This is a genomic window from Pseudomonas sp. QLc11A, from assembly GCF_052112305.1.
Lineage (GTDB): Bacteria > Pseudomonadota > Gammaproteobacteria > Pseudomonadales > Pseudomonadaceae > Aquipseudomonas > Aquipseudomonas laurylsulfatiphila.
In genome coordinates this window covers 70,605-91,014 of the sequence record NZ_JAVAJJ010000014.1, presented here as the reverse complement: position 1 = coordinate 91,014, position 20,410 = coordinate 70,605, and the positions used below count along the sequence as shown (strand labels likewise).

Sequence of the window (20,410 nt, the reverse complement as noted above, 5' to 3'; positions counted from 1 at the left end):
CGACACAGATCCCTGTGGGAGCGGGCTTGCCCGCGAAGGGGCCGGTCCAGCCAATGCAAAATTACTGAGCCGCCCGCGCCGGCAACAGCTTCAACGTACTGCGCGTATTGGCCGTGACTTCTTCATCATTGAGATGCGCCTGGAAATACATCCCTTCGATGTAGGCCTCGGCTTGATCATCATAGTGATTGTCGAACACTACACCGCTCTGGCCAACCGGGTTGACGGTCAGGCTGTGGGCCGGGTCGGCGAAGTCGATCAGGCGCCGGGTCGAAGGGCCGTAGGTGACGGGCCAGGGTGCCGGGCCGATTTTCGCCGATAGATTGTTCGGCACTTCATGACTGCCGGGTGCGGCGAAGGGGCCGACGTTGAAGACCAGGTCCAGCGGCTTTTGTTGCCCCAGCGGATGACCATGGGTCAAGGTGTGCGCGCGACCCCACTGCCATTGCGAGGCTTCTGCGCCGAGGGTGCTCTTGAGGTGTGCGAGGCTGGCTTGCCAGGCGGCCTTCACCGTGTCGGCACGGGTATCCTTGCCGAGGGTGCTGCGGTTGTCCCACCACGGTGAATCGGCGCTGGCAGCCAGGCGGGGGAGCGCGGCGTCGATCACCCGGGTCGAGAGCAGTGTTTCGAAAAAGTCGTTACCCAGTTCGTCATGCATCGTCGCGTCAGCCAGGTTGAACAGCAACTGGTTGAACAGCGTGGCGCTGGTGGAATCGAGCGGGTAGTCGCCTTTCCACTGGGCCAGTTGCTCCACCAGTTTGAGTTCGGCGGGGTCGCTCAGCACTTCGCGCAACACCGGCAGCAGCGGCGCCAACAAGCGCGGGCCGTAGGCGGTGGTAGTGCCCAACTGCAGTTTCTGGCTGTTTTCCAGGTCCCATTTCATGGCTTTGTCGCTGAGCTGGCGATTGAGCTGCTGGCCGCGATCGGCAAGGTTGTAATAGCCGGGAATCTCCATGCCGGTCGGTGACACTGGCTGGAAGTTGGCCGAGACGATGTAGCCCCGCGCCGGGTTTTCTTCCTGAGGGTTGGCGCTGAACGGGTAGAAGCCATCCTTGTCGGCCTCGGCGGTGCTGCCGTCGAGGATGAACCATGGGCGTACACCCGCCGGACGTTTCGGCAGTTGCGCCGCCGCCCACCAGCCGATGTCACCCTTGGCATTGGCCCATACGACGTTCAGGCCCGGTGCCTGGATTTTTGCTGCGGCACTGCGGGCCTTGGCCAGGGTGTCGGCGCGGTTGAGCTGGTAGAAACCGTCCAGGATCGGGTTCTGACTTTCGAGAAATGCCCACCACATCGCAATCGGTGTCTTGCCGACGCCGCTGCCCAAGGCATCGTTGACGATTGGACCGTGGGGCGATTGACGCAGTAGCAGCGTCACCGGTTCCTGGCCCTTGACCGCAATCTTCTGTTCGCTGGTGACCATGTCCACCCACTTGCCGCGATACCAGACCTGATTGGGATTGTCCGGGTTGACCTTCTCGGCGATCAGGTCGAGGTCGTCGTTCTGGAACATGGTGATGCTCCAGCCGAAGTCGTTGTTCATGCCCAGGGAGGCGAACGGCATCAAAGCCTGGTAATGCCCGTAGAGTTCAAAGCCCGGCGCGGAGAGTTGGGCTTCGTACCACACCGACGGCGCGGAGAAACGGATATGCGGATCGCCCGCCAGCAGAGGCTTGCCGCTTTGGGTCCGGCTGCCCGCGACGACCCAGGCGTTACTGCCCTCGAACTGGGGTAGGCCGTTGTCAGCCAAGGCCTGTTCGCTCAGGCGGGCGAGGGCGTTGAGGTCTTTCCAGTCGGCGCTGGCCAGGGAAGGTGCGGTCCCGTCGAGCACGCCTTTGGACTGCCAGTCGAGATCGAAAACGCTCAGGTAGTCAGGGCCCAGTTGATCGCGCACGAATGTCAGCAAGGGTTCGGTACGAAATGCTGCCGCAAAACTGTAGGCCATGTAACCGGCGATGCTGATGGTGTCCTGGGCGGTGAACGGGCGTTTTGGAATGCCCAGCACATCGAACTCCACGGGTTTGGCGTGGCTGTCCTGATACTGGTTGATGCCGTCCAGATAGGCCTGCATGGCGATGAAAGAGGGTGACTGTTTGTCGAGATTGGCGAAGTAGGTTTCGGCGCGTTCGCGAATGCGCAGGCTGCGCATCAGTTTGTCGGTGTCGAGCAGCTTCGGTCCGAGCACCTCGGCCAGTTCGCCACGGGCCAGACGACGCAGGACTTCCATCTGGAACAAGCGGTCCTGGGCATGTACGTAGCCGAGTGCGCGATACAGGTCGGTTTCGTTGTCGGCGCGGATATGCGGAACGCCGCGCTCGTCGTAGCGCACGGTGACTGAGCCTTGCAGGTGTTGCAGTTCCACCATGCCCTGGCGTGACGGCTGCTTACTGTAGAGGTACCAGCCGGCACCGGCGGCCAGCACGACGATCAACAGCGCGAGAGCGGTCAAGCTGCGTTTCATGGGGACTCCTTGTTGTTATTGTGATTCCAGGTGGCACTGTTTAACACGACGCGCCGGTTTGGCGCATCGCCCGTAGGAGGGATTCGTATTGGCGTGTCTTTGCTTACTTCGCCGGATCGGCAGGCCACGGGCAGTAACACCCCACGGCCAGTGTGTGCGTGGCACTCACCGCACGGCCTTCATCCAGCGCCTGCAGGATCGGTTCGATAAAACTGTTGCTCGAATTGCAGGTCAGGCCTTCGCTGTAGGGGCCGAAGTAGGCCAGTTTGCCGCTGCGGTCCCAGATCGCCACGGCCGGGCTGGCGGGGATCTGTTCGGAACCGTGCAGGACGTCGATGGTTTTCAGGCGGTTCAAGGTGCCCGGTAACTGGCCATGGCTACCGGGTTTTTGCACGGCGTAGAATTCCACGCCATGGGGTACATAGCGCTCGACCAGTTCGGTCAGGTGTTGCTGATTGCCGACGTTGCATGGGCAGGCCGGGTCCCAGAAATGCACCAGGCGGATGGCGCCAGGGCCTGCGAGGTCATCGGGAAGGCGCAGCGGATCCCCTGAGAACATCGCCGTGTGCTCGCTGAACGCCCGCAGGTAACGCCCCTGGAACCAGTCGTAGGCCGCCCACAATACGCCGGCACACACCACGGCGAGCAGGCTGGCAAACAGGGTGGCGCGAAGGGGCGGGTGCATCGGTTCAGTCCTCGAAGGTCGGCTAGCTTGCCATGCTTGCCGCGACAGATGAATATCGCAGGCCTATAAAGTCCGTTTCACGCTCTGGAATCGTCCATGCCGGCCACTTTCGACCCCGATCTTCTACGTGCAAGCTTGCTGCCACTGGCGGCCGGACAGCCGTTGTCGGCGCAGGCGAAGGCCTACCAGCAGTTCTACGGGCTGGATTTTGCGCCGCGTCAGTTGCGCAGCGGTCTTGGGCGCTTCGAGGTCGATGGATACGAGCTGGTCAGCCAGTTCTGGTGGCCCGAGCGGGCGAAGGCGACGCTGTTTGTCATCCACGGCTTCTACGACCACACCGGGCTCTACCGGCATGTGATCGAATGGGCGCTGGACCAGGGCTTTGTGGTGATTGCCTGCGACCTGCCGGGGCATGGCTTGTCCAGTGGCGAACGGGCGAGCATCAAGGATTTCGCCGAGTACCAGGACACGTTGCAAGGGTTGTTCAGCGAGGCTCAATCCCTCGATTTGCCGCAACCGTGGCACCTGTGCGGGCAAAGTACCGGTGGGGCGATCGTGATCGATCATGTGTTGAATGCGGGGGCGAGCAGCCCGGCCCAGGGGCAGGTGATCCTGTTGGCACCGTTGGTGCGGCCGCGGGCGTGGGGTTGGTCGCATCTGAGCTATTACTTGCTCAGGCCGTTCGTCAAAGCCATCGCCCGGCGCTTCAGCGAGAACTCCAACGACCCGGCCTTTCTGCCGTTCCTGCAAGCCGATCCATTGCAGCCGCTGCGTCTGCCGACAGCCTGGGTTGGCGCGCTGGCACGCTGGATCAAACGCGTTGAAGCGGCGCCGGTCAGCACCAGGCGGCCGCTGATCGTGCAGGGGCAGGCGGACATGACCGTGGATTGGGAACATAACCTTGAAGTGTTGCGGGGCAAGTTTGATCGGCCGCAGGTGCTGATGTTGCCTGAGGCGCGGCATCATCTGGCGAATGAGACGTTGGTGATGCGGCAGGAGTATTTAGGGTTTTTGACCAAGCGGATCAAGGGTCGGAATCCTTAGCGACAGTGATGGCCCCATCGCGGGCAAGCCCGCTCCCACAGGTTTCGCGGTGATCACAAAATAGTGGATTGACTCAAAACACTGTGGGAGCGGGCTTGCCCGCGAAAGCGATCTGTCAGGCGCCGAAAATCACTGACCCAGGTTCGAATTGCTCTGCCCCACCGCCAACCCCGCGCGAATCGCCGCCAGTGCCGCCCGATAGTAAGCCTGGCCTTGCGTCGATTCGGCAAAGGTCGCGAACTCTTCCAGCTCGTCGTCCGACAGGTCGCGATAGACATACAGCAGCGTGTTGTTCAGGTCGCTGCCAATCTGGTCCATCAGGCGCTGGCGCTGGCCGTTGAGCATGCCCTGGGCCTGACCGGCACCGAGCAATCCCGGGATCATCGAACTCAGGCTGTCGGCGGCCACACCGGCAATCGCCAGGCTGACTTCCGCGCCGGCCTCGCGAGCAGGCAGCGCTTGTGCGAGATGGCCGATGATCAGCAGGCGGCTGTCGCTGGCCTGCATCTTTGGCAAGCCCTTGGCATTTTTTGCCAGTTGGTCGCGACGGGTCGCCAGCAACTCGGCAGCGACGATCTTCTTGCCCAGAGGCGACTGGAAAAACGTCAGTGCAGGTTTTGGATCGGCGAGGTTCTTGCGCAATTGCGCTTCGGCGCGCTGGTCCACGGCCTGGGCGGAAAATCGCTGATTGCTGTTATTGACCAGAGCCTGATACACCGCCGGAGGCAGGCTGCCCTGGTAGCGTTGCTGGGCAGCCGAGAGGGCGTCGTTGAAATGCGCGCGTTGTTCCGGCCAGCCGGCGACCTTGTACAACTGGTCGTGGCCGTCTGCCCAGGCGGGCAAAACGCAGAACATCAGCAGTGATAAAAGCAAACGGCGCATAGGGACTCCAGTCAGCAGGCGACTATTCTCCGTGTGGCATCCGTACTTGTCGAGAATTCGTATCAACCCGCTGCGCGGCTCTGTCGGATTTTCGGGCACAGGAATACTATGCGCGGCATGCAAATATCCTCTGATCACCCGCTGCTGTTACGAATCGTCGACGACCTGGCCGAGCACGGCTGGTCGCAGCAGAATATTTTCCTGCCTCAGGACCTGACCCGAGCGCTGGCGGCCGAGTGTCGCAAACGTGCTGCCGAGGGTGAACTGGCTCCGGCCGCCGTGGGCCGTGGACCGTTTTCGGAAATCCGCGAAGGGATTCGTGGCGACCATATTCAGTGGATCGACCCCGGCCAGGCCGAGGCATGCGATAGCTATCTGAGTTTGATGGACAGCCTGCGCGAGGCGATCAATCGTGGTCTGTTTCTCGGCCTGGAGGATTTCGAAAGCCATTTTGCGATGTACCCGCCCGGGGCGTTCTACCTCAAGCATGTCGATCGCTTTCGCGATGACGACCGGCGCATGGTTTCAGCGGTGGTTTACCTCAATGATGGCTGGCTTCCCGAGCACGGCGGCTCGTTGCGCATGTACCTCGACAACGATCGCGTCCACGACGTGCAGCCTACCGGCGGCTGCCTGGTGGTGTTTCTTTCCGGAGAGGTTCCCCACGAAGTCCTGCCCGCGACCCGCGATCGCCTGTCGCTGACGGGCTGGTTCCGGCGGCGCGGCAACGAGCCGTTCTGATCATGCAGAAAGTTCTCGTCAGCCGCTGCCTGTTGGGCCACCGCGTTCGTTACGACGGGGGGGGCAGCGGGCCGTTCGATCAGCTTCAGCAATGGCTCGACGAAGGTCGGGTCGTGGCGTTGTGCCCGGAGGTCGCCGGTGGCTTGCCAACGCCTCGGGCGGCAGCGGAAATTCCAGGCGGGCAGGGCGCGCAAGTCCTCGATCGCCAAGCCGCGGTGATCACCACCGAGGGCGAGGATGTCAGTGCGCAGTTTTTGTCGGGGGCGTATCAGGCACTGGAATTGGTGAAAAATCACGGCATCCGCATTGCCGTCCTCAAGGCCAACAGCCCGTCCTGCGGCAATCTGCTGACCTATGACGGGACGTTCAGCGGGGTGAAGGTCGATGGCGAGGGCGTGACGGCGGCGCTGCTCAAGCGCCACGGGGTGCAGGTGTTCAGTGAGGTGGAGTTGCCGCAGGCGGCTCAGGCGTTGGCAGCACTCGATTAACGAGCGACAAAAGACACTGTGGGAGCGAGCTTGCTCGCGATGGCGGCCTGACATTCAACATCAATGTTGACTGGACTGGCCTCATCGCGAGCAAGCTCGCTCCCACAGGTTCTGCATTCACTTCAGTTCTGCAGCTTCGGCACCACATCCACCCCCAACCACTTCTGCTCCAGCGCTCGCAGTCGCCCATCATCCTTGATTCGCTGCAAGGCGCTTTCCAGGCTGGCATGGAACGCCGGATTTCCCTTCTGAAAAGGAATCGCCAGGCTCACGACCGGGTCGGTTTCAGGCTTCTTTTCTGTCAACGACTGCACCAGCAGAATGGAGCGCGGCTCTTCTTTCTGCGCGATCAATTGAGCCTGGGCTTGAACGTAAGGTTCGCTGAAATCGAAACGATCCCTGAGATCCGGGGTCACTGCTATGTGGTTGATAGCGATGTCGTATTTGCCGCTTTCGACGCCGGTCAGCAGATCGCTGCCGTCGGTGACGACAAAGTCGGCCCGGACATCGAGTTCACTTGCCAGCAGTTGGCCCAGTTCGACTTCGAATCCGGCGAGCTTGTCGCCATCCTTGAAGTTGAATGGGGGAGTGTTGGCTTCAACGGCTATGCGCAACTCGCCCCGGTCGTTGACGTCATCAATCAGTTCGGCATGAGCCAAAGGGCTCAGAAGGGGTAGCAGGCAGATCAGGCCAGGCAGAAAGCGCATGGTCACTCCTTTGAATTTTTTATCGCGACCCTCTGATTCAGGCTCGCTTTGCTATGGTTGTCGAGTGCCTTCGACAACAAATGGCCATGAAGTTGTCATGGCCACGCGGATTTTACGAAAAAACTGGAGAAGAGAATGAAAACCTTTATGTCACGTGCTGCTTTGGCTGGCCTGTTGATGGGTGTTTCGGTGCTGGCCAGTGCTGCAACGCCGGCTCCGGAAGGCGCTAAAGTGTCGATCGTGTCTCCCAAGGACGGCGCGAATATTCCACAGACTGTCGTCGTCAAGTTCGCTGTCGAGAATATTGCCTTGGCACCGGCGGGCGATCTCACCAAGAACACCGGACATCACCATTTGCTGATCGATGTCGATGAGTTGCCAGCCGCCGGAGTGCCGATCCCCAAAGACGCCAATCACCAGCATTTCGGCGCCGCGCAGACCCAGGCTGAAGTCACGCTTACGCCGGGCAAACACACCCTGCAGCTTGAACTGGGCGATAGCAACCACATGCCGTTCGATCCGCCGATCGTTTCCGAGAAGATCACCGTCAATGTGAAATAAAAAAGGGAGCCCGCTTCGCTGGGGCTCCCTTTTTTATAGTTGCAAGCTGCAAGCTATAAGCTTCAAGTCAAAGCGAAAACGAACTCAACTTGCCGCTTGAAGCTTGCCGCTTGTAGCTGCTTTTAGAACAACACCCGACTACGGATGGTGCCTTTGACGTGTTGCAACTTCTCTTGCGCCAGATCCGAGTACTCGGCGTCGACGTCGATCACTACGTAGCCGACCTTCTCGTTGGTCTGCAGGAACTGACCGGAGATGTTGATGCCGTTTTCGGCGAAGACCTTGTTGATCTCGCTGAGTACGCCCGGAATGTTTTCGTGGATGTGCAGCAGGCGGTGCTTGCCAGGGTGAGCCGGCAGGGCCACTTCCGGGAAGTTCACGGACGATACCGAAGTACCGTTGTCGCTGTACTTGACCAGTTTTTCCGCGACTTCCAGACCGATGTTGGCCTGGGCTTCAGCGGTGGAGCCGCCAATGTGCGGGGTCAGGATCACGTTGTCCAGGCCACGCAGCGGGCTTTCGAACTCTTCGTCGTTGGAGCGTGGCTCCACCGGGAATACGTCGATGGCCGCGCCGATCAGGTGCTTGTCCTTGATGGCAGCCGCCAGGTGGTCCAGTTCGACCACGGTGCCGCGGGCGGCGTTGATCAGGATGCCGCCTTTCTTGATGGCGCGGATTTCTTTCTCGCCCATCATCCACTGGGTGGCGGCGGTTTCCGGTACGTGCAGCGAAACGATGTCGGACATCGCCAGCAGCTCGTGCAGGTTGCCTACCTGAGTGGCGTTACCCAATGGCAGCTTGGTGATGGTGTCGTAGAAGTACACCTGCATGCCCAGGCCTTCCGCCAGGACCGACAGTTGAGTACCGATCGAGCCGTAACCGACGATGCCCAGTTTCTTGCCACGGATCTCGAAGGAGTTGGCCGCGCTCTTGATCCAGCCGCCACGGTGGCAGGAAGCGTTCTTCTCAGGGATACCGCGCAGCAGCAGGATCGCTTCGGCCAGCACCAGCTCCGCTACGGAACGGGTGTTGGAGTAGGGCGCGTTGAACACCGCGATACCGCGTTCGCGGGCAGCGTCCAGGTCGACCTGGTTGGTGCCGATGCAGAAACAGCCGACCGCAACCAGCTTTTTCGCGTGATCGAAGATCTCTTCGGTCAGTTGAGTGCGCGAGCGAATGCCGATGAAGTGAGCGTCAGCGATCTTTTCCTTGAGCTGGGCTTCCGGCAGAGAACCTGTGAGGTACTCGATGCTGGTGTAGCCCGCCGCCTTGAGGACGTCGACAGCCGATTGGTGGACGCCTTCGAGAAGAAGGAACTTGATCTTGCTCTTATCGAGAGAAGTCTTGCTCATCTGCGTAAACCTGTATCCCGGAGAAAAATGGCAGGGAAGGGAGCAGCCCGGAGCTGACCCGAACGGCAGGAATGCCGTCACCGCAGAACAGCCTTTGGGCACTACCCTGCGGGGTCGGTATGCTAGCATATGCACCCCGCTAAACACTCATTCCTGCGACGTGAAGCGTTCTCAGGATGACCATGAATTGTTCGAGAGTTCTGTCGATGACCAATCCTGCCCTGATTGAAGAGCTGAAGACCCTGGTTGAGCCTGGCAAGGTGCTGACCGATGCCGACTCCCTGAATGCTTACGGTAAGGATTGGACCAAGCATTTCGCCCCCGCTCCGACCGCCATCGTGTTCCCCAAGACCACCGAGCAGGTCCAGGCCATTGTCCTGTGGGCCAATAAACACAAGGTCGCGCTGGTGCCTTCCGGCGGTCGCACCGGCCTTTCCGCCGCTGCGGTAGCGGCCAATGGCGAAGTGGTCGTGTCGTTCGACTACATGAACCAGATCCTCGACGTGAACCTCACTGACCGCACTGCCGTGTGTCAGCCGGGCGTGGTCACCGAGCACCTGCAGAACGTGGCCGAAGAAAACGGTCTGTACTACCCGGTGGACTTCGCTTCGGCAGGATCGAGCCAGATTGGCGGCAATATCGGCACCAATGCCGGCGGGATCAAGGTGATTCGCTACGGCATGACCCGTAACTGGGTCGCTGGCATGAAAGTCGTGACCGGCAAGGGCGACGTGCTGGAGCTGAACCGCGACCTGATCAAGAACGCCACCGGCTACGACATGCGCCAGCTGTTCATCGGGGCTGAAGGCACACTCGGGTTCGTGGTCGAAGCGACCATGCGCCTCGATCGCGCGCCGAAAAACCTGACCGCGATGGTCCTCGGCACCGCCGATTTCGACTCGATCATGCCAGTGCTGCACGCGTTCCAGAGCAAGCTCGACCTGACCGCCTTCGAATTCTTCTCCGACAAGGCCCTGGCCAAAGTCATGGCCCGTGGCGACGTGCCGGCGCCGTTCGAGTCCGACTGCCCGTTCTACGCGCTGCTGGAATTCGAAGCGACCACCGAAGAAGTGGCCAACCACGCCCTGGAAACCTTCGAGCACTGCGTCGAGCAGGGCTGGGTGCTGGACGGCGTGATGAGCCAGAGCGAAACCCAGCTGCAGAATCTGTGGAAGCTGCGCGAATACATTTCCGAGACTATCTCCCACTGGACGCCGTACAAGAACGACATCTCGGTCACTGTATCGAAAGTCCCGGCGTTCCTGAAGGAAATCGACGCGATCGTCGGCGAACACTACCCGGATTTCGAAATCGTCTGGTTCGGCCACATCGGCGACGGCAACCTGCACTTGAACATCCTCAAGCCGGATAACCTGAGCAAGGACGAGTTTTTCGCCAAGTGCGCAACCGTGAACAAGTGGGTGTTCGAAACCGTCGAGAAGTACAACGGTTCGATCTCCGCCGAGCACGGCGTGGGCATGACCAAGCGGGATTACCTGACCTACAGCCGTTCGCCGGTCGAGATCGAGTACATGAAAGCGGTCAAGGCAGTGTTTGACCCGAACGGCATCATGAACCCGGGCAAAATCTTCGCGGTTTGAACTGCAAACCTTAAGCACCCTTGAAGGCAGGAGACGGTAAATGAGCTATCAGCACCAGTATGTCGACGGTACGCGCATTCATTTCCCGTTGGGGAAAGTCGTGTGCATCGGCCGCAACTATGCCGAACACGCCAAGGAACTGGATAACCCGGTGCCGACCGAGCCACTGCTGTTCATCAAGCCGGGCAGTTGCGTGGTGCCGCTGGAAGGTGGTTTCAGCATTCCGGTCGAGCGCGGTTCGGTACATTACGAGGCGGAAATCGCGGTGTTGATCGGCAAGCCCTTGTCGACCAGACCGAGTCGTGAAGAAGTGCTCGACGCCATCTCCGGTTTCGCCCCGGCCCTGGACCTGACCCTGCGCGACAAGCAGGCCGAGCTGAAATCCAAGGGCCTGCCGTGGGAAATCGCCAAGTCCTTCGATGGTGCGGCGGTGATTGCTCCGTTCGTGTCCGGCAGCACCTTTGCCGACCTGACCGACATTGGCATCCGCCTGACCATCAACGGCGAAGTACGCCAGGACGGCAACAGCAGCGCAATGCTCAACCCGATCGTGCCGATGATCCAGCACATGGCCGGCTGCTTCTCGTTGCAGGCCGGGGATGTGATCCTCACCGGCACGCCAGTGGGCGTCGGTCCGCTGAATGTCGGTGACGAGATCGTCCTGGAACTGCCGGGCGCCAGTCGCTTCAGCAGCAGCGTTCGCTAGTCCAGACACCGCCAAACCCTGTGGGAGCGAACCTGCTCGCGAAAGCGGTGTGTCATTCAATATCTGTGTTGGATGACACGCCCCCATCGCGAGCAAGCCCGCTCCCACATTGGTTTTGTTGTGGTCTGTAGATGACTCACCCTGTCATTTCCCGTTTTTTTCACATCCTGTCTGGATAATTTCAGGGCTTTCGGCCTCTGAACCGGCCCCAAACTGTGCTATTACCCCTAGCCTGAATTTCTGGAACGCATTCCCCAATGGCCACTCCTCCGCTATCCGCGCTTAAACCTGCACGTCACTCTCGCTTCAGCCTGCGTTGGCACACCTGGCTGCTGCTGGTGGCCGTTGTCGCCTACGGCGTTGCATTTGCCATGCACTGGGATTCGCGGGGCGTGCTCTGGGTGAAAGAGCAATTCAAAAGCCCGGCCGAGCGTCAGGCCAGTATCTGGCTGCCGGACTATCGCGCGGTGATCGATGCCAAGCCGTTGCCGGGCATGGAGAAGGACGAAGCATCGGACGTGGCCTATGACCCTCAGACCAAGACCCTGTTTTCGGTCATGGGCAAGAACCCCTTCCTGGTCGAGTTGAGCCTGCAGGGTGATGTGCTGCGCAAAATGCCATTGGTTGGCTGGAGCAACCCTGAGGGCGTCACCGTGCTGGGCGACGGCCGACTGGCCATTGTCGATGAGCGCGAGCATCTGATCGCTATCGTCAAGGTCGATGCCGACACCCGCGAACTGAACATCGCCGACTTCCCGAAATACGACCTCGGCCCCTCCAAAGACCAGAACAAAGCCTTTGAGGCTGTTACCTGGGATCCGCGCAATCAGCAACTGGTGCTGGGTGAAGAGCGCCCGCCGGCATTGTTTGCCTGGAAGGGTGACGGCAAGGTCCTGACCGGCGACAAGCTGAAGCTGGCCAGTCATGCGCTGGGCATGCGCAACCTGTCGGCGCTGGCCATCGACTCGCGGACCGGCCACATGCTGGCGCTGTCCGCCGACTCGCACCTGTTGCTGGAGCTGGACAAGAAGGGCGAGCAGGTCAGTTTCATCACCCTGTTGCGTGGCTTCAACGGCCTGAAGAACACCATCCCGCGTGCCGAAGGCGTAACCATGGATGAAGCGGGCACGCTGTACATGGTGAGTGAGCCGAACCTGTTTTATCGCTTCGAAAAACAGAGGTAATGCCTCTGCGTAGGAGCCGCCGCAGCCTGCGGCAGCACCTATGCAGATTGCGTAAGCGAAAAGGGCCCGCGACCATTAAGCTTCAGTTCAGACGGGCGTGATATTTCATCCGCCTGTTTTGACCCAGAGCTCGCCCGAATGCGTCGATTTGCCCGCCCCAAATCCCTGATTCTGATCCTGTCGGTGATCTTGCTGATCGCCGTGGTTGCGCTCGGCCAATACCTGCGTCTGTTCGAGCGTGCCTGGTTCAATCTGCATACGCTGTGGCAGCCGGTGAGTTCCCAGACCATGGGTCTTGATCAATACCGGGTCGTGACCGAAGCGCAGGTGATCGATGGCCTGGCGGACAACGTTTCAGCGTTGACCTACGACCCGGTGCGCAAAAGCCTGTTCACCGTCACCAACAAACACAGCGAGCTGATCGAGTTGTCCCTCGATGGCAGGATTTTGCGCCGTGTGGCGCTGGTCGGCTTCGGCGATCCGGAGGCGGTGGAGTTCATCAGTGAGGACATCTATGTGGTCACTGATGAAAGCCAGCAGCGGCTGATCAAGATTCGTCTGGAGCAGGACACCACTTTCGTCGATGCGGCAGACGCCGAGCAGATGACCATTGGCGTCCACATGGGCGGCAACAAGGGTTTCGAGGGCCTGGCTTACGATTCTGTGGGCAAGCGCCTGTTTGTCGCCAAGGAGCGCAACCCGATGTTGATCTACGAGGTGCACGGTTTCCCGCGTTTCAATCCTGAAGAATCCTACTCGATACACGTGATCAACGACCCCAAGCGTGATGCCGGGATGTTCGTGCGGGATCTGTCGAGCCTGCAATACGACGAGCGCAGCGGGCATTTGCTGGCGCTGTCGGATGAATCGCGGTTGATTCTGGAGCTGGATGTGAGCGGGCGTCCGCTGAGCACAATGTCATTGGGCAAGGGGCGCCAGGGCCTGCAAAACACCGTGCCGCAAGCGGAGGGGATCGCCGTGGACGACGACGGTACGCTGTACCTCGTCAGCGAGCCGAACCTGTTCTACGTGTTCAAGAAACCCGCACAACTCTAACCAACACCACAAAATACTGTGGGGGCGAGCTTGCTCGCGATTGCGGTCTGTCATTCAACATTTCAGTCGACTGACACGGCCTCATCGCGAGCAAGCTCGCTCCCACAGGTATTTCATCTGCCCAAAAACAGGTGGGCAGTCAGGCTTACTCGGCGCGCAGGGTCTTCACACCTTCGCTGGTACCCAACAACAACAGATCCGCCGGACGCGCCGCGAACAAACCATTGGTGACCACGCCGACGATCGCGTTGATCTGTGTCTCCAGCTCCACCGGGTTGGTGATCTGCATGTTGAATACGTCGAGGATGATGTTGCCGTTGTCGGTCAGCACGCCTTCGCGGTAGACCGGGTCGCCACCGAGCTTCACCAGTTCGCGGGCCACATGGCTGCGGGCCATCGGGATGACTTCCACCGGCAGCGGGAAAGTACCGAGGACCGGCACCAGTTTGCTGGCATCGGCGATGCAGATGAATGTCTTGGCCACGGCCGCGACGATCTTCTCGCGGGTCAGGGCGGCGCCGCCGCCCTTGATCAGGTTCAGGTGCTCGTCGCTTTCATCGGCACCGTCGACATAGAACTCCAGGTCGCTGACGGTGTTCAGTTCATACACCGGAATCCCGTGGCCCTTGAGGCGCGCGGCGGTGGCTTCGGAACTGGCGACGGCGCCATCGAATGCGCCCTTGTGCTGGGCCAGGGCATCGATGAAGCAGTTGGCGGTGGAGCCGGTGCCGACCCCGACGATGCTCTTGTCGTCGAGTTTCGGAAGGATGAAGTCGACGGCGGCCTGGGCCACTGCCTGTTTGAGTTGATCCTGGTTCATGCGGGCTCCGGAGTGCCGAGGAGGGAACGAAAGGCCGGCATTATAGGCTTCGGGGCGGGGAAGGTCATTGCCCGATTGGCGGAGAGTAGGTGCATGGGTGCCGGATTGCTTTTGTGGCGAGGGGGCTTGCCTGTGGCGAGGGGGCTTGCCCCCGTTGGAGTGCGAAGCGCTCCCCCTGCATACTTTCAGGCACTCCGAATCAACAGGTTTACGACTGCTTCGCAGCCGAACGGGGGCAAGCCCCCTCGCCACAGGTATAACGTCTGGCCTAAAACCACCGGTTTAGTGTGGTCGTGCGGCCGAAAGCCGGGTTAGACTCCTTGGTCCCGCCCAACCCGCTCAGTGATGCTTTCCGATGCTTGAACAGTACGTCAAAAAGATCCTCACCTCGCGCGTTTATGACGTTGCCGTAGAAACCCCGCTGCAGTCTGCCCGCCAGCTTTCCGAGCGGCTGGGCAACAGCATTTGGCTCAAGCGCGAAGACTTGCAGCCGGTGTTCTCCTTCAAGATTCGCGGCGCCTACAACAAGTTGACCCAGTTGAGCGACGAGGAGCGCGCCCGCGGCGTAGTGACGGCTTCGGCGGGCAACCATGCGCAAGGCCTGGCCCTGGCGGCGAAGGTGCTGGGTGTGAAAGCGACCATCGTCATGCCAAAGACCACCCCGGAGATCAAGGTCGAAGGCGTGCGCTCGCGCGGCGGTAAAGTGGTGCTGCACGGCGATTCGTTCCCGGAAGCCCTGGCTTATTCGCTGAAACTGGTCGATGAAAAAGGCTACGTCTACATTCACCCGTACGACGATCCCCACACCATCGCCGGGCAGGGCACCGTGGCGATGGAGATTCTGCGCCAGCACCCGCAGCCACTGGATGCGATTTTCGTCCCGGTCGGCGGTGGTGGCCTGATCGCCGGCATTGCGGCGTACGTGAAGTACCTGCGCCCGGACATCAAGATCATCGGCGTCGAGCCGGATGACTCCAATTGCCTGCAAGCCGCCATGGCGGCGGGCGAGCGTGTAGTGTTGCCGACCGTGGGCATCTTCGCCGACGGTGTTGCAGTGGCTCAGATCGGTCAGCACACCTTTGACATCTGCAAGGACCATGTCGATGAAGTGATCACCGTCAGCACCGACGAAATCTGTGCCGCCATCAAGGATATCTACGACGATACCCGCTCGATCACCGAACCTGCCGGCGCTTTGGGCGTGGCCGGGATCAAGAAGTATGTCGAGCAGCGCGGTGTCAGCGGCCAGACTTTCGTCGCCATCGACTCTGGAGCCAACGTCAACTTCGACCGCCTGCGCCACGTTGCCGAGCGCGCGGAACTGGGCGAGGGCCGCGAAGCCATCATCGCCGTGACCATTCCCGAGAAGCCGGGCAGCTTCAAGGCGTTCTGCGAAGCCATCGGCAAGCGCCAGATCACCGAGTTCAACTACCGCTACAACACCGGCAGCGAAGCGCACATCTTTGTCGGCGTGCAGACCCACCCGGAAAACGACCCGCGCAGCGCCCTGATCGCCAGCCTGAGCGAACAAGGTTTTCCGGTGCTGGACCTGACCGACAATGAACTGGCCAAGTTGCACATCCGCCACATGGTCGGCGGGCGTGCGGCGCATGTGGTTGACGAAGTGATCCTGCGTTTCGAATTCCCGGAGCGTCCGGGGGCGTTGTTCAACTTCCTCAACAAGCTCGGCGGGCGCTGGAACATCTCGATGTTCCATTACCGCAACCATGGCGCGGCGGATGGCCGGGTCGTCGCGGGCCTGCAAGTGCCGCACGACGAGCGTCACCTGGTGCCGGCGGCGCTGGAAGAAATCGGTTACCCGTACTGGGATGAAAGCGACAACCCGGCCTACCAGCTGTTTCTTGGCTGAGGGGCTACGCTGATGGGCAGGTCATAAGGAAATCGAACAATGGAAACGTTAACTGCCCTGAAAGCGGCGCACATGGTGGCAACGGTTGTACTGCTGGCCTGTGCGCTGGGTCTGGGCGTCTGGGTTTTGCTTGCGCGGCGCAAGGGTGATGCAACGGCGGGAAGCCGCACCCTGCAACGGCCACGTGTATTTGTCTGGCTGTTGATGGGGCTGGCGCTGCTGAGCATGCCGTTTACCGGCTGGTGGATGGTGCACCTGGTGGGCTGGCCGTTGGGACATACCTGGTTGCTAGTCTCCAGTGTGCTGTACACCGTGGCGGCACTGGCGTGGTTCTGGCTGCTGGTGCGGCTGAACAAGCTGCGCAAAGCGCCGGGTGGCGCGGGTAAGTTCACCTTTGCCCTGGCGTTGTTCAGTTTTGTCTGTTTTGTCGCTATTGCCGGGTTGATGGGCGCCAAGCCCGTATAGGAGCGAGCCTGCTCGCGACGGGCGTTAACGAAAACGCGGGGCGCCTGAAGCCCCGCAACGATCTTGAGTTTTTCGCGAGCAAGCTCGCTCCTACAGTAAAGCGCTATCAGTCGCGCAACGAAATCACCGGCCAGCCACGCTTCTCGGCCTCGGCCCGCAGGTTCGAATCAGGATCGACAGCGACAGGATTCGTCACCTGCTCCAGCAGCGGCAAATCATTCATCGAGTCGCTATAGAAGTAGCTGTCTTGCAGCGTAAACCCGGTTTCTTCCAGCCAGCGATTCAGCCGCGTTACCTTGCCTTCGCGGAAGCACGGAACATCGGTGCTGCGTCCGGTGTAGCGGCCGTCGAGCATTTCGCATTCGGTGGCGATCAGGGTTTCGACCCCCAGGCGCTCGGCGATCGGCCCGGTGACGAAGCGGTTGGTGGCGGTGATGATCACCAGTTTGTCGCCGGCGTCGCGGTGCTTGGCCAGCAACTCGATAGCCTTGGGCAGCACGATCGGTTCGATGCAGTCGCGCATGTAGTCGCTGTGCCACTGATCCAGCGTGGCCATTTCGGTACGCCCGAGGACTTCCAGGCAGAAGTTCAGGTAAGCAGCGTTATCCAGTTTGCCGGCCAGGTAATCCTGGTAGAACGCATCGTTGCGTGCCTTGTAGGCGACGGCGTCGAGAAAGCCGCGCTCGCACAGGTAATCGCCCCAGGCGTGATCGCTGTCACCGCCCAGGAGGGTGTTGTCCAAATCGAATAAAGCCAGGCGCATTGCAGTTACCCGCTGAAAAGTCAGTAAAAAGGCGACAAGAATACGGTCTTTTCACAAGAGTGCACATAAGGTAGGAACCTTCGTTGCCGCCTTAACAACCTTTGTGGAACAATGCGGCGACATGCGTTTGCGAGGTTGTTGCCGTGATCGACCCCGATGGTTTTCGCCCCAATGTCGGGATCATTCTGACGAATGACGCCGGCCAGGTGCTATGGGCTCGCCGAATCAATCAAGATGCCTGGCAGTTTCCGCAGGGTGGAATCAACCCCGAAGAGACGCCGGAAGACGCCTTGTACCGCGAGCTGAACGAAGAAGTAGGCCTGGAGCGCGAAGATGTTGAAATTCTCGCCTGCACCCGGGGCTGGTTGCGCTATCGTTTGCCGCAACGTCTGGTACGTACCCACAGCCAACCGCTGTGCATCGGCCAGAAACAGAAATGGTTTCTCCTGCGCCTGATCTCAAACGAGCAGCGGGTGCGGATGGATTTGACCGGTAAACCGGAATTCGATGGCTGGCGCTGGGTCAGCTATTGGTATCCGTTGGGCCAGGTGGTGACATTCAAGCGCGAGGTGTATCGACGCGCTCTCAAAGAGCTTGCCCCGCGCCTTTTAGCGCGCGACTGACGACGGAGTTCGACCCCGAGCCATGCTCAATACGCTGCGCAAGATCGTCCAGGAAGTTAACTCCGCCAAGGATCTCAAGGCGGCGTTGGGGATTATTGTGTTGCGCGTCAAAGAGGCCATGGGCAGCCAGGTCTGCTCGGTCTACCTGCTTGACCCCGAGACCAACCGCTTCGTGCTGATGGCCACCGAGGGCTTGAACAAGCGCTCGATCGGCAAAGTCAGCATGGCACCCAACGAAGGTCTGGTTGGCCTGGTCGGTACGCGCGAAGAACCCCTGAACCTCGAAAACGCTGCGGACCACCCGCGCTACCGCTACTTCGCCGAGACTGGTGAAGAGCGCTTCGCCTCATTCCTCGGGGCGCCGATCATTCACCACCGCCGCGTCGTCGGCGTGTTGGTCATTCAGCAAAAAGAACGTCGCCAGTTCGATGAAGGTGAGGAAGCCTTCCTTGTGACCATGAGCGCGCAGCTCGCCGGCGTTATCGCCCACGCCGAAGCCACCGGCTCGATCCGTGGCCTCGGTCGTCAGGGTAAAGGCATCCAGGAGGCCAAGTTTGTCGGCGTACCGGGTTCGCCGGGTGCGGCTGTGGGTACGGCGGTGGTCATGCTGCCACCGGCCGACCTGGACGTGGTGCCGGACAAGACCATTACCGACATCGACGCCGAACTCGGGCTGTTCAAAACCGCCATCGAAGGTGTGCGCGCCGACATGCGCGCGTTGTCGGCCAAGCTTGCCACGCAGTTGCGCCCGGAAGAGCGGGCCCTGTTCGACGTCTACCTGATGATGCTCGACGATGCCGCGCTGGGCAGCGAAGTCACCACCGTGATCAAGACCGGTCAGTGGGCCCAGGGCGCGTTGCGCCAGGTGGTCACCGATCACGTCAACCGTTTCGAGTTGATGGACGACGCCTACCTGCGTGAGCGCGCCTCGGACGTCAAGGACCTCGGCCGGCGCTTGCTGGCCTATTTGCAGGAAGAGCGCCAGCAAACCCTGGTCTACCCCGACAACACCATCCTGGTCAGCGAAGAACTGACGCCGGCAATGCTCGGCGAGGTGCCGGAAGGCAAGTTGGCAGGCCTGGTGTCGGTGCTCGGTTCCGGTAACTCCCACGTCGCCATCCTCGCCCGCGCCATGGGCATCCCGACCGTGATGGGCCTGGTCGACCTGCCGTACTCCAAGGTCGACGGCATCCAGATGATCGTCGACGGCTACCACGGCGAGGTCTACACCAACCCGAGTGACGTGCTGCGCAAGCAGTTCGCCGAAGTGGTCGAGGAAGAGAAGCAACTGGCCCTCGGGCTGGATGCGCTGCGTGATCTGCCGTGTATCACGGTCGATGGCCACCGCATGCCGCTGTGGGTCAACACCGGCCTGCTGGCGGACGTTGCGCGGGCGCAGAAGCGCGGTGCCGAAGGCGTGGGCCTGTACCGCACCGAAGTGCCGTTCATGATCAACCAGCGTTTCCCGAGCGAAAAGGAACAACTGGCGATCTACCGCGAACAGCTGGCCGCGTTCCACCCGCAACCGGTGACCATGCGTACCCTGGACATCGGTGGCGACAAGTCGCTGTCGTACTTCCCGATCAAGGAAGACAACCCGTTCCTCGGCTGGCGCGGCATTCGCGTTACCCTCGACCACCCGGAAATCTTCCTGGTGCAGACCCGTGCCATGCTCAAGGCCAGCGAAGGCTTGAACAACCTGCGTATTCTGCTGCCGATGATCTCCGGCATTCATGAATTGGAAGAAGCGCTGCACCTGATCCACCGCGCCTGGGGCGAAGTGCGCGACGAAGGCTGCGACGTGCCGATGCCGCCGATTGGCGTGATGATCGAGATCCCCGCGGCGGTGTACCAGACCAAGGAACTGGCGCGGCAGGTGGACTTCCTGTCGGTCGGTTCCAACGACCTGACCCAATACCTGTTGGCCGTGGACCGCAACAACCCGCGGGTTGCCGATCTTTACGACTACCTGCACCCGGCGGTGCTTCAGGCATTGCAGAACGTAGTGCGTGACGCCCATGCCGAAGGCAAACCGGTGAGCATCTGCGGTGAAATGGCCGGTGACCCGGCGGCAGCCGTGCTGTTGATGGCGATGGGTTTCGACAGCCTGTCGATGAACGCCACCAACTTGCCGAAGGTGAAGTGGATGCTGCGCCAGATCAACCTGAGCAAGGCCAAGGAGTTACTGGCTGAGCTGATGACCATCGACAACCCGCAGGTTATCCACAGCTCGCTGCAACTGGCGCTGAAGAACCTCGGGTTGGCGCGGATGATCAATCCGGCGGCGATCAAGCCCCTCTAAACCCTGCTGGCCTTATCGCTGGCAAGCCAGCTCCCACAGGTTTTTCAGGTGTTCACAAAATTTGTGTTCGCCGAAGAGCCCTGTGGGAGCTGGCTTGCC

19 protein-coding genes are annotated in these 20,410 nt (G+C 60.7%); 12 read left to right on the top strand and 7 right to left on the bottom strand.

Features of this window, described 5'->3' with window-relative positions:
• Positions 1-61 precede the first annotated feature (61 nt).
• A complete protein-coding gene (locus tag Q8X48_RS20060; RefSeq protein WP_407800047.1) occupies positions 62-2,461 on the bottom strand; it encodes a penicillin acylase family protein in 2,400 nt (799 codons plus the stop codon).
• Positions 2,462-2,564: 103 nt separating this feature from the next.
• On the bottom strand, positions 2,565-3,146 hold the full coding sequence (locus Q8X48_RS20055; protein ID WP_126048160.1) for a DUF6436 domain-containing protein: 582 nt from the start codon (positions 3,144-3,146) through the stop codon (positions 2,565-2,567).
• Positions 3,147-3,242: 96 nt separating this feature from the next.
• Between Q8X48_RS20055 and Q8X48_RS20050 the strand changes: the two genes are divergently transcribed.
• On the top strand, positions 3,243-4,190 hold the full coding sequence (locus tag Q8X48_RS20050) for an alpha/beta hydrolase (RefSeq protein ID WP_407800046.1): 948 nt from the start codon (positions 3,243-3,245) through the stop codon (positions 4,188-4,190).
• A 129-nt stretch (positions 4,191-4,319) separates the two neighbouring features.
• On the opposite strand, the gene Q8X48_RS20045 is transcribed toward Q8X48_RS20050, so the two are convergent.
• Positions 4,320-5,072 (bottom strand): DUF2059 domain-containing protein, encoded by a 753-nt coding sequence (locus Q8X48_RS20045; RefSeq protein ID WP_407800045.1) that lies wholly within the window; start codon positions 5,070-5,072, stop codon positions 4,320-4,322.
• A 108-nt stretch (positions 5,073-5,180) separates the two neighbouring features.
• Here Q8X48_RS20045 and Q8X48_RS20040 point away from each other — a divergent pair, with 108 nt between their 5' ends.
• A complete protein-coding gene (locus tag Q8X48_RS20040; RefSeq protein WP_126048156.1) occupies positions 5,181-5,813 on the top strand; it encodes a 2OG-Fe(II) oxygenase in 633 nt (210 codons plus the stop codon).
• Between the two features lie 2 nt (positions 5,814-5,815).
• Positions 5,816-6,301: a DUF523 domain-containing protein gene (locus Q8X48_RS20035; protein WP_407800044.1), complete on the top strand. Its 486-nt coding sequence runs from the start codon at positions 5,816-5,818 to the stop codon at positions 6,299-6,301.
• Between the two features lie 122 nt (positions 6,302-6,423).
• Here the strand turns inward: Q8X48_RS20035 and Q8X48_RS20030 are convergent, their stop codons facing one another.
• Positions 6,424-7,008: a transporter substrate-binding domain-containing protein gene (locus Q8X48_RS20030; RefSeq protein ID WP_407800043.1), complete on the bottom strand. Its 585-nt coding sequence runs from the start codon at positions 7,006-7,008 to the stop codon at positions 6,424-6,426.
• Between the two features lie 135 nt (positions 7,009-7,143).
• Here Q8X48_RS20030 and Q8X48_RS20025 point away from each other — a divergent pair, with 135 nt between their 5' ends.
• Entirely contained in the window at positions 7,144-7,569 is a 426-nt protein-coding gene (locus Q8X48_RS20025) for a DUF4399 domain-containing protein (RefSeq protein ID WP_126048150.1), read from the top strand.
• A gap of 122 nt (positions 7,570-7,691) precedes the next feature.
• Here the strand turns inward: Q8X48_RS20025 and serA are convergent, their stop codons facing one another.
• A complete protein-coding gene (serA, locus tag Q8X48_RS20020) occupies positions 7,692-8,921 on the bottom strand; it encodes a phosphoglycerate dehydrogenase (protein WP_007976393.1) in 1,230 nt (409 codons plus the stop codon).
• 206 nt (positions 8,922-9,127) lie between these two features.
• Between serA and Q8X48_RS20015 the strand changes: the two genes are divergently transcribed.
• The 4 genes from Q8X48_RS20015 to Q8X48_RS20000 all read left to right on the top strand — a co-directional run bounded on the left by Q8X48_RS20015 (position 9,128) and on the right by Q8X48_RS20000 (position 13,468).
• Positions 9,128-10,522, top strand: coding sequence for an FAD-binding oxidoreductase (locus Q8X48_RS20015; RefSeq protein WP_032829505.1), 1,395 nt, complete (start codon positions 9,128-9,130; stop codon positions 10,520-10,522).
• Between the two features lie 40 nt (positions 10,523-10,562).
• The gene (locus Q8X48_RS20010) at positions 10,563-11,228 is read left to right on the top strand and encodes a fumarylacetoacetate hydrolase family protein (RefSeq protein ID WP_407800042.1); all 666 of its coding nucleotides are present in this window, start codon (positions 10,563-10,565) and stop codon (positions 11,226-11,228) included.
• Between the two features lie 257 nt (positions 11,229-11,485).
• Positions 11,486-12,412, top strand: coding sequence for an SdiA-regulated domain-containing protein (locus Q8X48_RS20005; protein WP_407800041.1), 927 nt, complete (start codon positions 11,486-11,488; stop codon positions 12,410-12,412).
• A 138-nt stretch (positions 12,413-12,550) separates the two neighbouring features.
• Positions 12,551-13,468 (top strand): SdiA-regulated domain-containing protein, encoded by a 918-nt coding sequence (locus Q8X48_RS20000; protein ID WP_126048144.1) that lies wholly within the window; start codon positions 12,551-12,553, stop codon positions 13,466-13,468.
• 145 nt (positions 13,469-13,613) lie between these two features.
• On the opposite strand, the gene rpiA is transcribed toward Q8X48_RS20000, so the two are convergent.
• Positions 13,614-14,288, bottom strand: coding sequence for a ribose-5-phosphate isomerase RpiA (rpiA, locus tag Q8X48_RS19995; protein WP_015097253.1), 675 nt, complete (start codon positions 14,286-14,288; stop codon positions 13,614-13,616).
• Positions 14,289-14,643: 355 nt separating this feature from the next.
• Here rpiA and ilvA point away from each other — a divergent pair, with 355 nt between their 5' ends.
• Together ilvA and Q8X48_RS19985 are read left to right on the top strand one after the other, a co-directional pair.
• Positions 14,644-16,158 carry a threonine ammonia-lyase, biosynthetic gene (gene ilvA, locus Q8X48_RS19990; protein ID WP_007976404.1) on the top strand — a complete coding sequence of 505 codons (1,515 nt, stop codon included), beginning with the start codon at positions 14,644-14,646 and terminating at the stop codon, positions 16,156-16,158.
• Positions 16,159-16,197: 39 nt separating this feature from the next.
• Complete coding sequence (locus Q8X48_RS19985; RefSeq protein ID WP_407800040.1) at positions 16,198-16,623, top strand: DUF2269 domain-containing protein; 426 nt, start codon at positions 16,198-16,200, stop codon at positions 16,621-16,623.
• 106 nt (positions 16,624-16,729) lie between these two features.
• Here Q8X48_RS19985 and Q8X48_RS19980 read toward each other — a convergent pair whose 3' ends face one another.
• Positions 16,730-17,386, bottom strand: coding sequence for an HAD family hydrolase (locus tag Q8X48_RS19980; protein ID WP_126048140.1), 657 nt, complete (start codon positions 17,384-17,386; stop codon positions 16,730-16,732).
• A 143-nt stretch (positions 17,387-17,529) separates the two neighbouring features.
• Between Q8X48_RS19980 and Q8X48_RS19975 the strand changes: the two genes are divergently transcribed.
• Positions 17,530-18,009, top strand: coding sequence for an RNA pyrophosphohydrolase (locus tag Q8X48_RS19975; protein ID WP_003229203.1), 480 nt, complete (start codon positions 17,530-17,532; stop codon positions 18,007-18,009).
• Positions 18,010-18,031: 22 nt separating this feature from the next.
• Complete coding sequence (ptsP, locus tag Q8X48_RS19970; RefSeq protein WP_102673489.1) at positions 18,032-20,311, top strand: phosphoenolpyruvate--protein phosphotransferase; 2,280 nt, start codon at positions 18,032-18,034, stop codon at positions 20,309-20,311.
• The last annotated feature ends 99 nt before the right edge of the window (positions 20,312-20,410 follow it).

Excerpts from the sequence above, each read along its gene's own strand:
- Q8X48_RS20060 (WP_407800047.1), bottom strand. The coding sequence starts at position 2,461 with ATGAAACGCAGCTTGACCGCTCTCGCGCTGTTGATCGTCGTGCTGGCC.
- Q8X48_RS20055 (WP_126048160.1), bottom strand. The coding sequence starts at position 3,146 with ATGCACCCGCCCCTTCGCGCCACCCTGTTTGCCAGCCTGCTCGCCGTG.
- Q8X48_RS20050 (WP_407800046.1), top strand. The coding sequence starts at position 3,243 with ATGCCGGCCACTTTCGACCCCGATCTTCTACGTGCAAGCTTGCTGCCA.
- Q8X48_RS20045 (WP_407800045.1), bottom strand. The coding sequence starts at position 5,072 with ATGCGCCGTTTGCTTTTATCACTGCTGATGTTCTGCGTTTTGCCCGCC.
- Q8X48_RS20040 (WP_126048156.1), top strand. The coding sequence starts at position 5,181 with ATGCGCGGCATGCAAATATCCTCTGATCACCCGCTGCTGTTACGAATC.
- Q8X48_RS20035 (WP_407800044.1), top strand. The coding sequence starts at position 5,816 with ATGCAGAAAGTTCTCGTCAGCCGCTGCCTGTTGGGCCACCGCGTTCGT.
- Q8X48_RS20030 (WP_407800043.1), bottom strand. The coding sequence starts at position 7,008 with ATGCGCTTTCTGCCTGGCCTGATCTGCCTGCTACCCCTTCTGAGCCCT.
- Q8X48_RS20025 (WP_126048150.1), top strand. The coding sequence starts at position 7,144 with ATGAAAACCTTTATGTCACGTGCTGCTTTGGCTGGCCTGTTGATGGGT.
- serA (WP_007976393.1), bottom strand. The coding sequence starts at position 8,921 with ATGAGCAAGACTTCTCTCGATAAGAGCAAGATCAAGTTCCTTCTTCTC.
- Q8X48_RS20015 (WP_032829505.1), top strand. The coding sequence starts at position 9,128 with ATGACCAATCCTGCCCTGATTGAAGAGCTGAAGACCCTGGTTGAGCCT.
- Q8X48_RS20010 (WP_407800042.1), top strand. The coding sequence starts at position 10,563 with ATGAGCTATCAGCACCAGTATGTCGACGGTACGCGCATTCATTTCCCG.
- Q8X48_RS20005 (WP_407800041.1), top strand. The coding sequence starts at position 11,486 with ATGGCCACTCCTCCGCTATCCGCGCTTAAACCTGCACGTCACTCTCGC.
- Q8X48_RS20000 (WP_126048144.1), top strand. The coding sequence starts at position 12,551 with ATGCGTCGATTTGCCCGCCCCAAATCCCTGATTCTGATCCTGTCGGTG.
- rpiA (WP_015097253.1), bottom strand. The coding sequence starts at position 14,288 with ATGAACCAGGATCAACTCAAACAGGCAGTGGCCCAGGCCGCCGTCGAC.
- ilvA (WP_007976404.1), top strand. The coding sequence starts at position 14,644 with ATGCTTGAACAGTACGTCAAAAAGATCCTCACCTCGCGCGTTTATGAC.
- Q8X48_RS19985 (WP_407800040.1), top strand. The coding sequence starts at position 16,198 with ATGGAAACGTTAACTGCCCTGAAAGCGGCGCACATGGTGGCAACGGTT.
- Q8X48_RS19980 (WP_126048140.1), bottom strand. The coding sequence starts at position 17,386 with ATGCGCCTGGCTTTATTCGATTTGGACAACACCCTCCTGGGCGGTGAC.
- ptsP (WP_102673489.1), top strand. The coding sequence starts at position 18,032 with ATGCTCAATACGCTGCGCAAGATCGTCCAGGAAGTTAACTCCGCCAAG.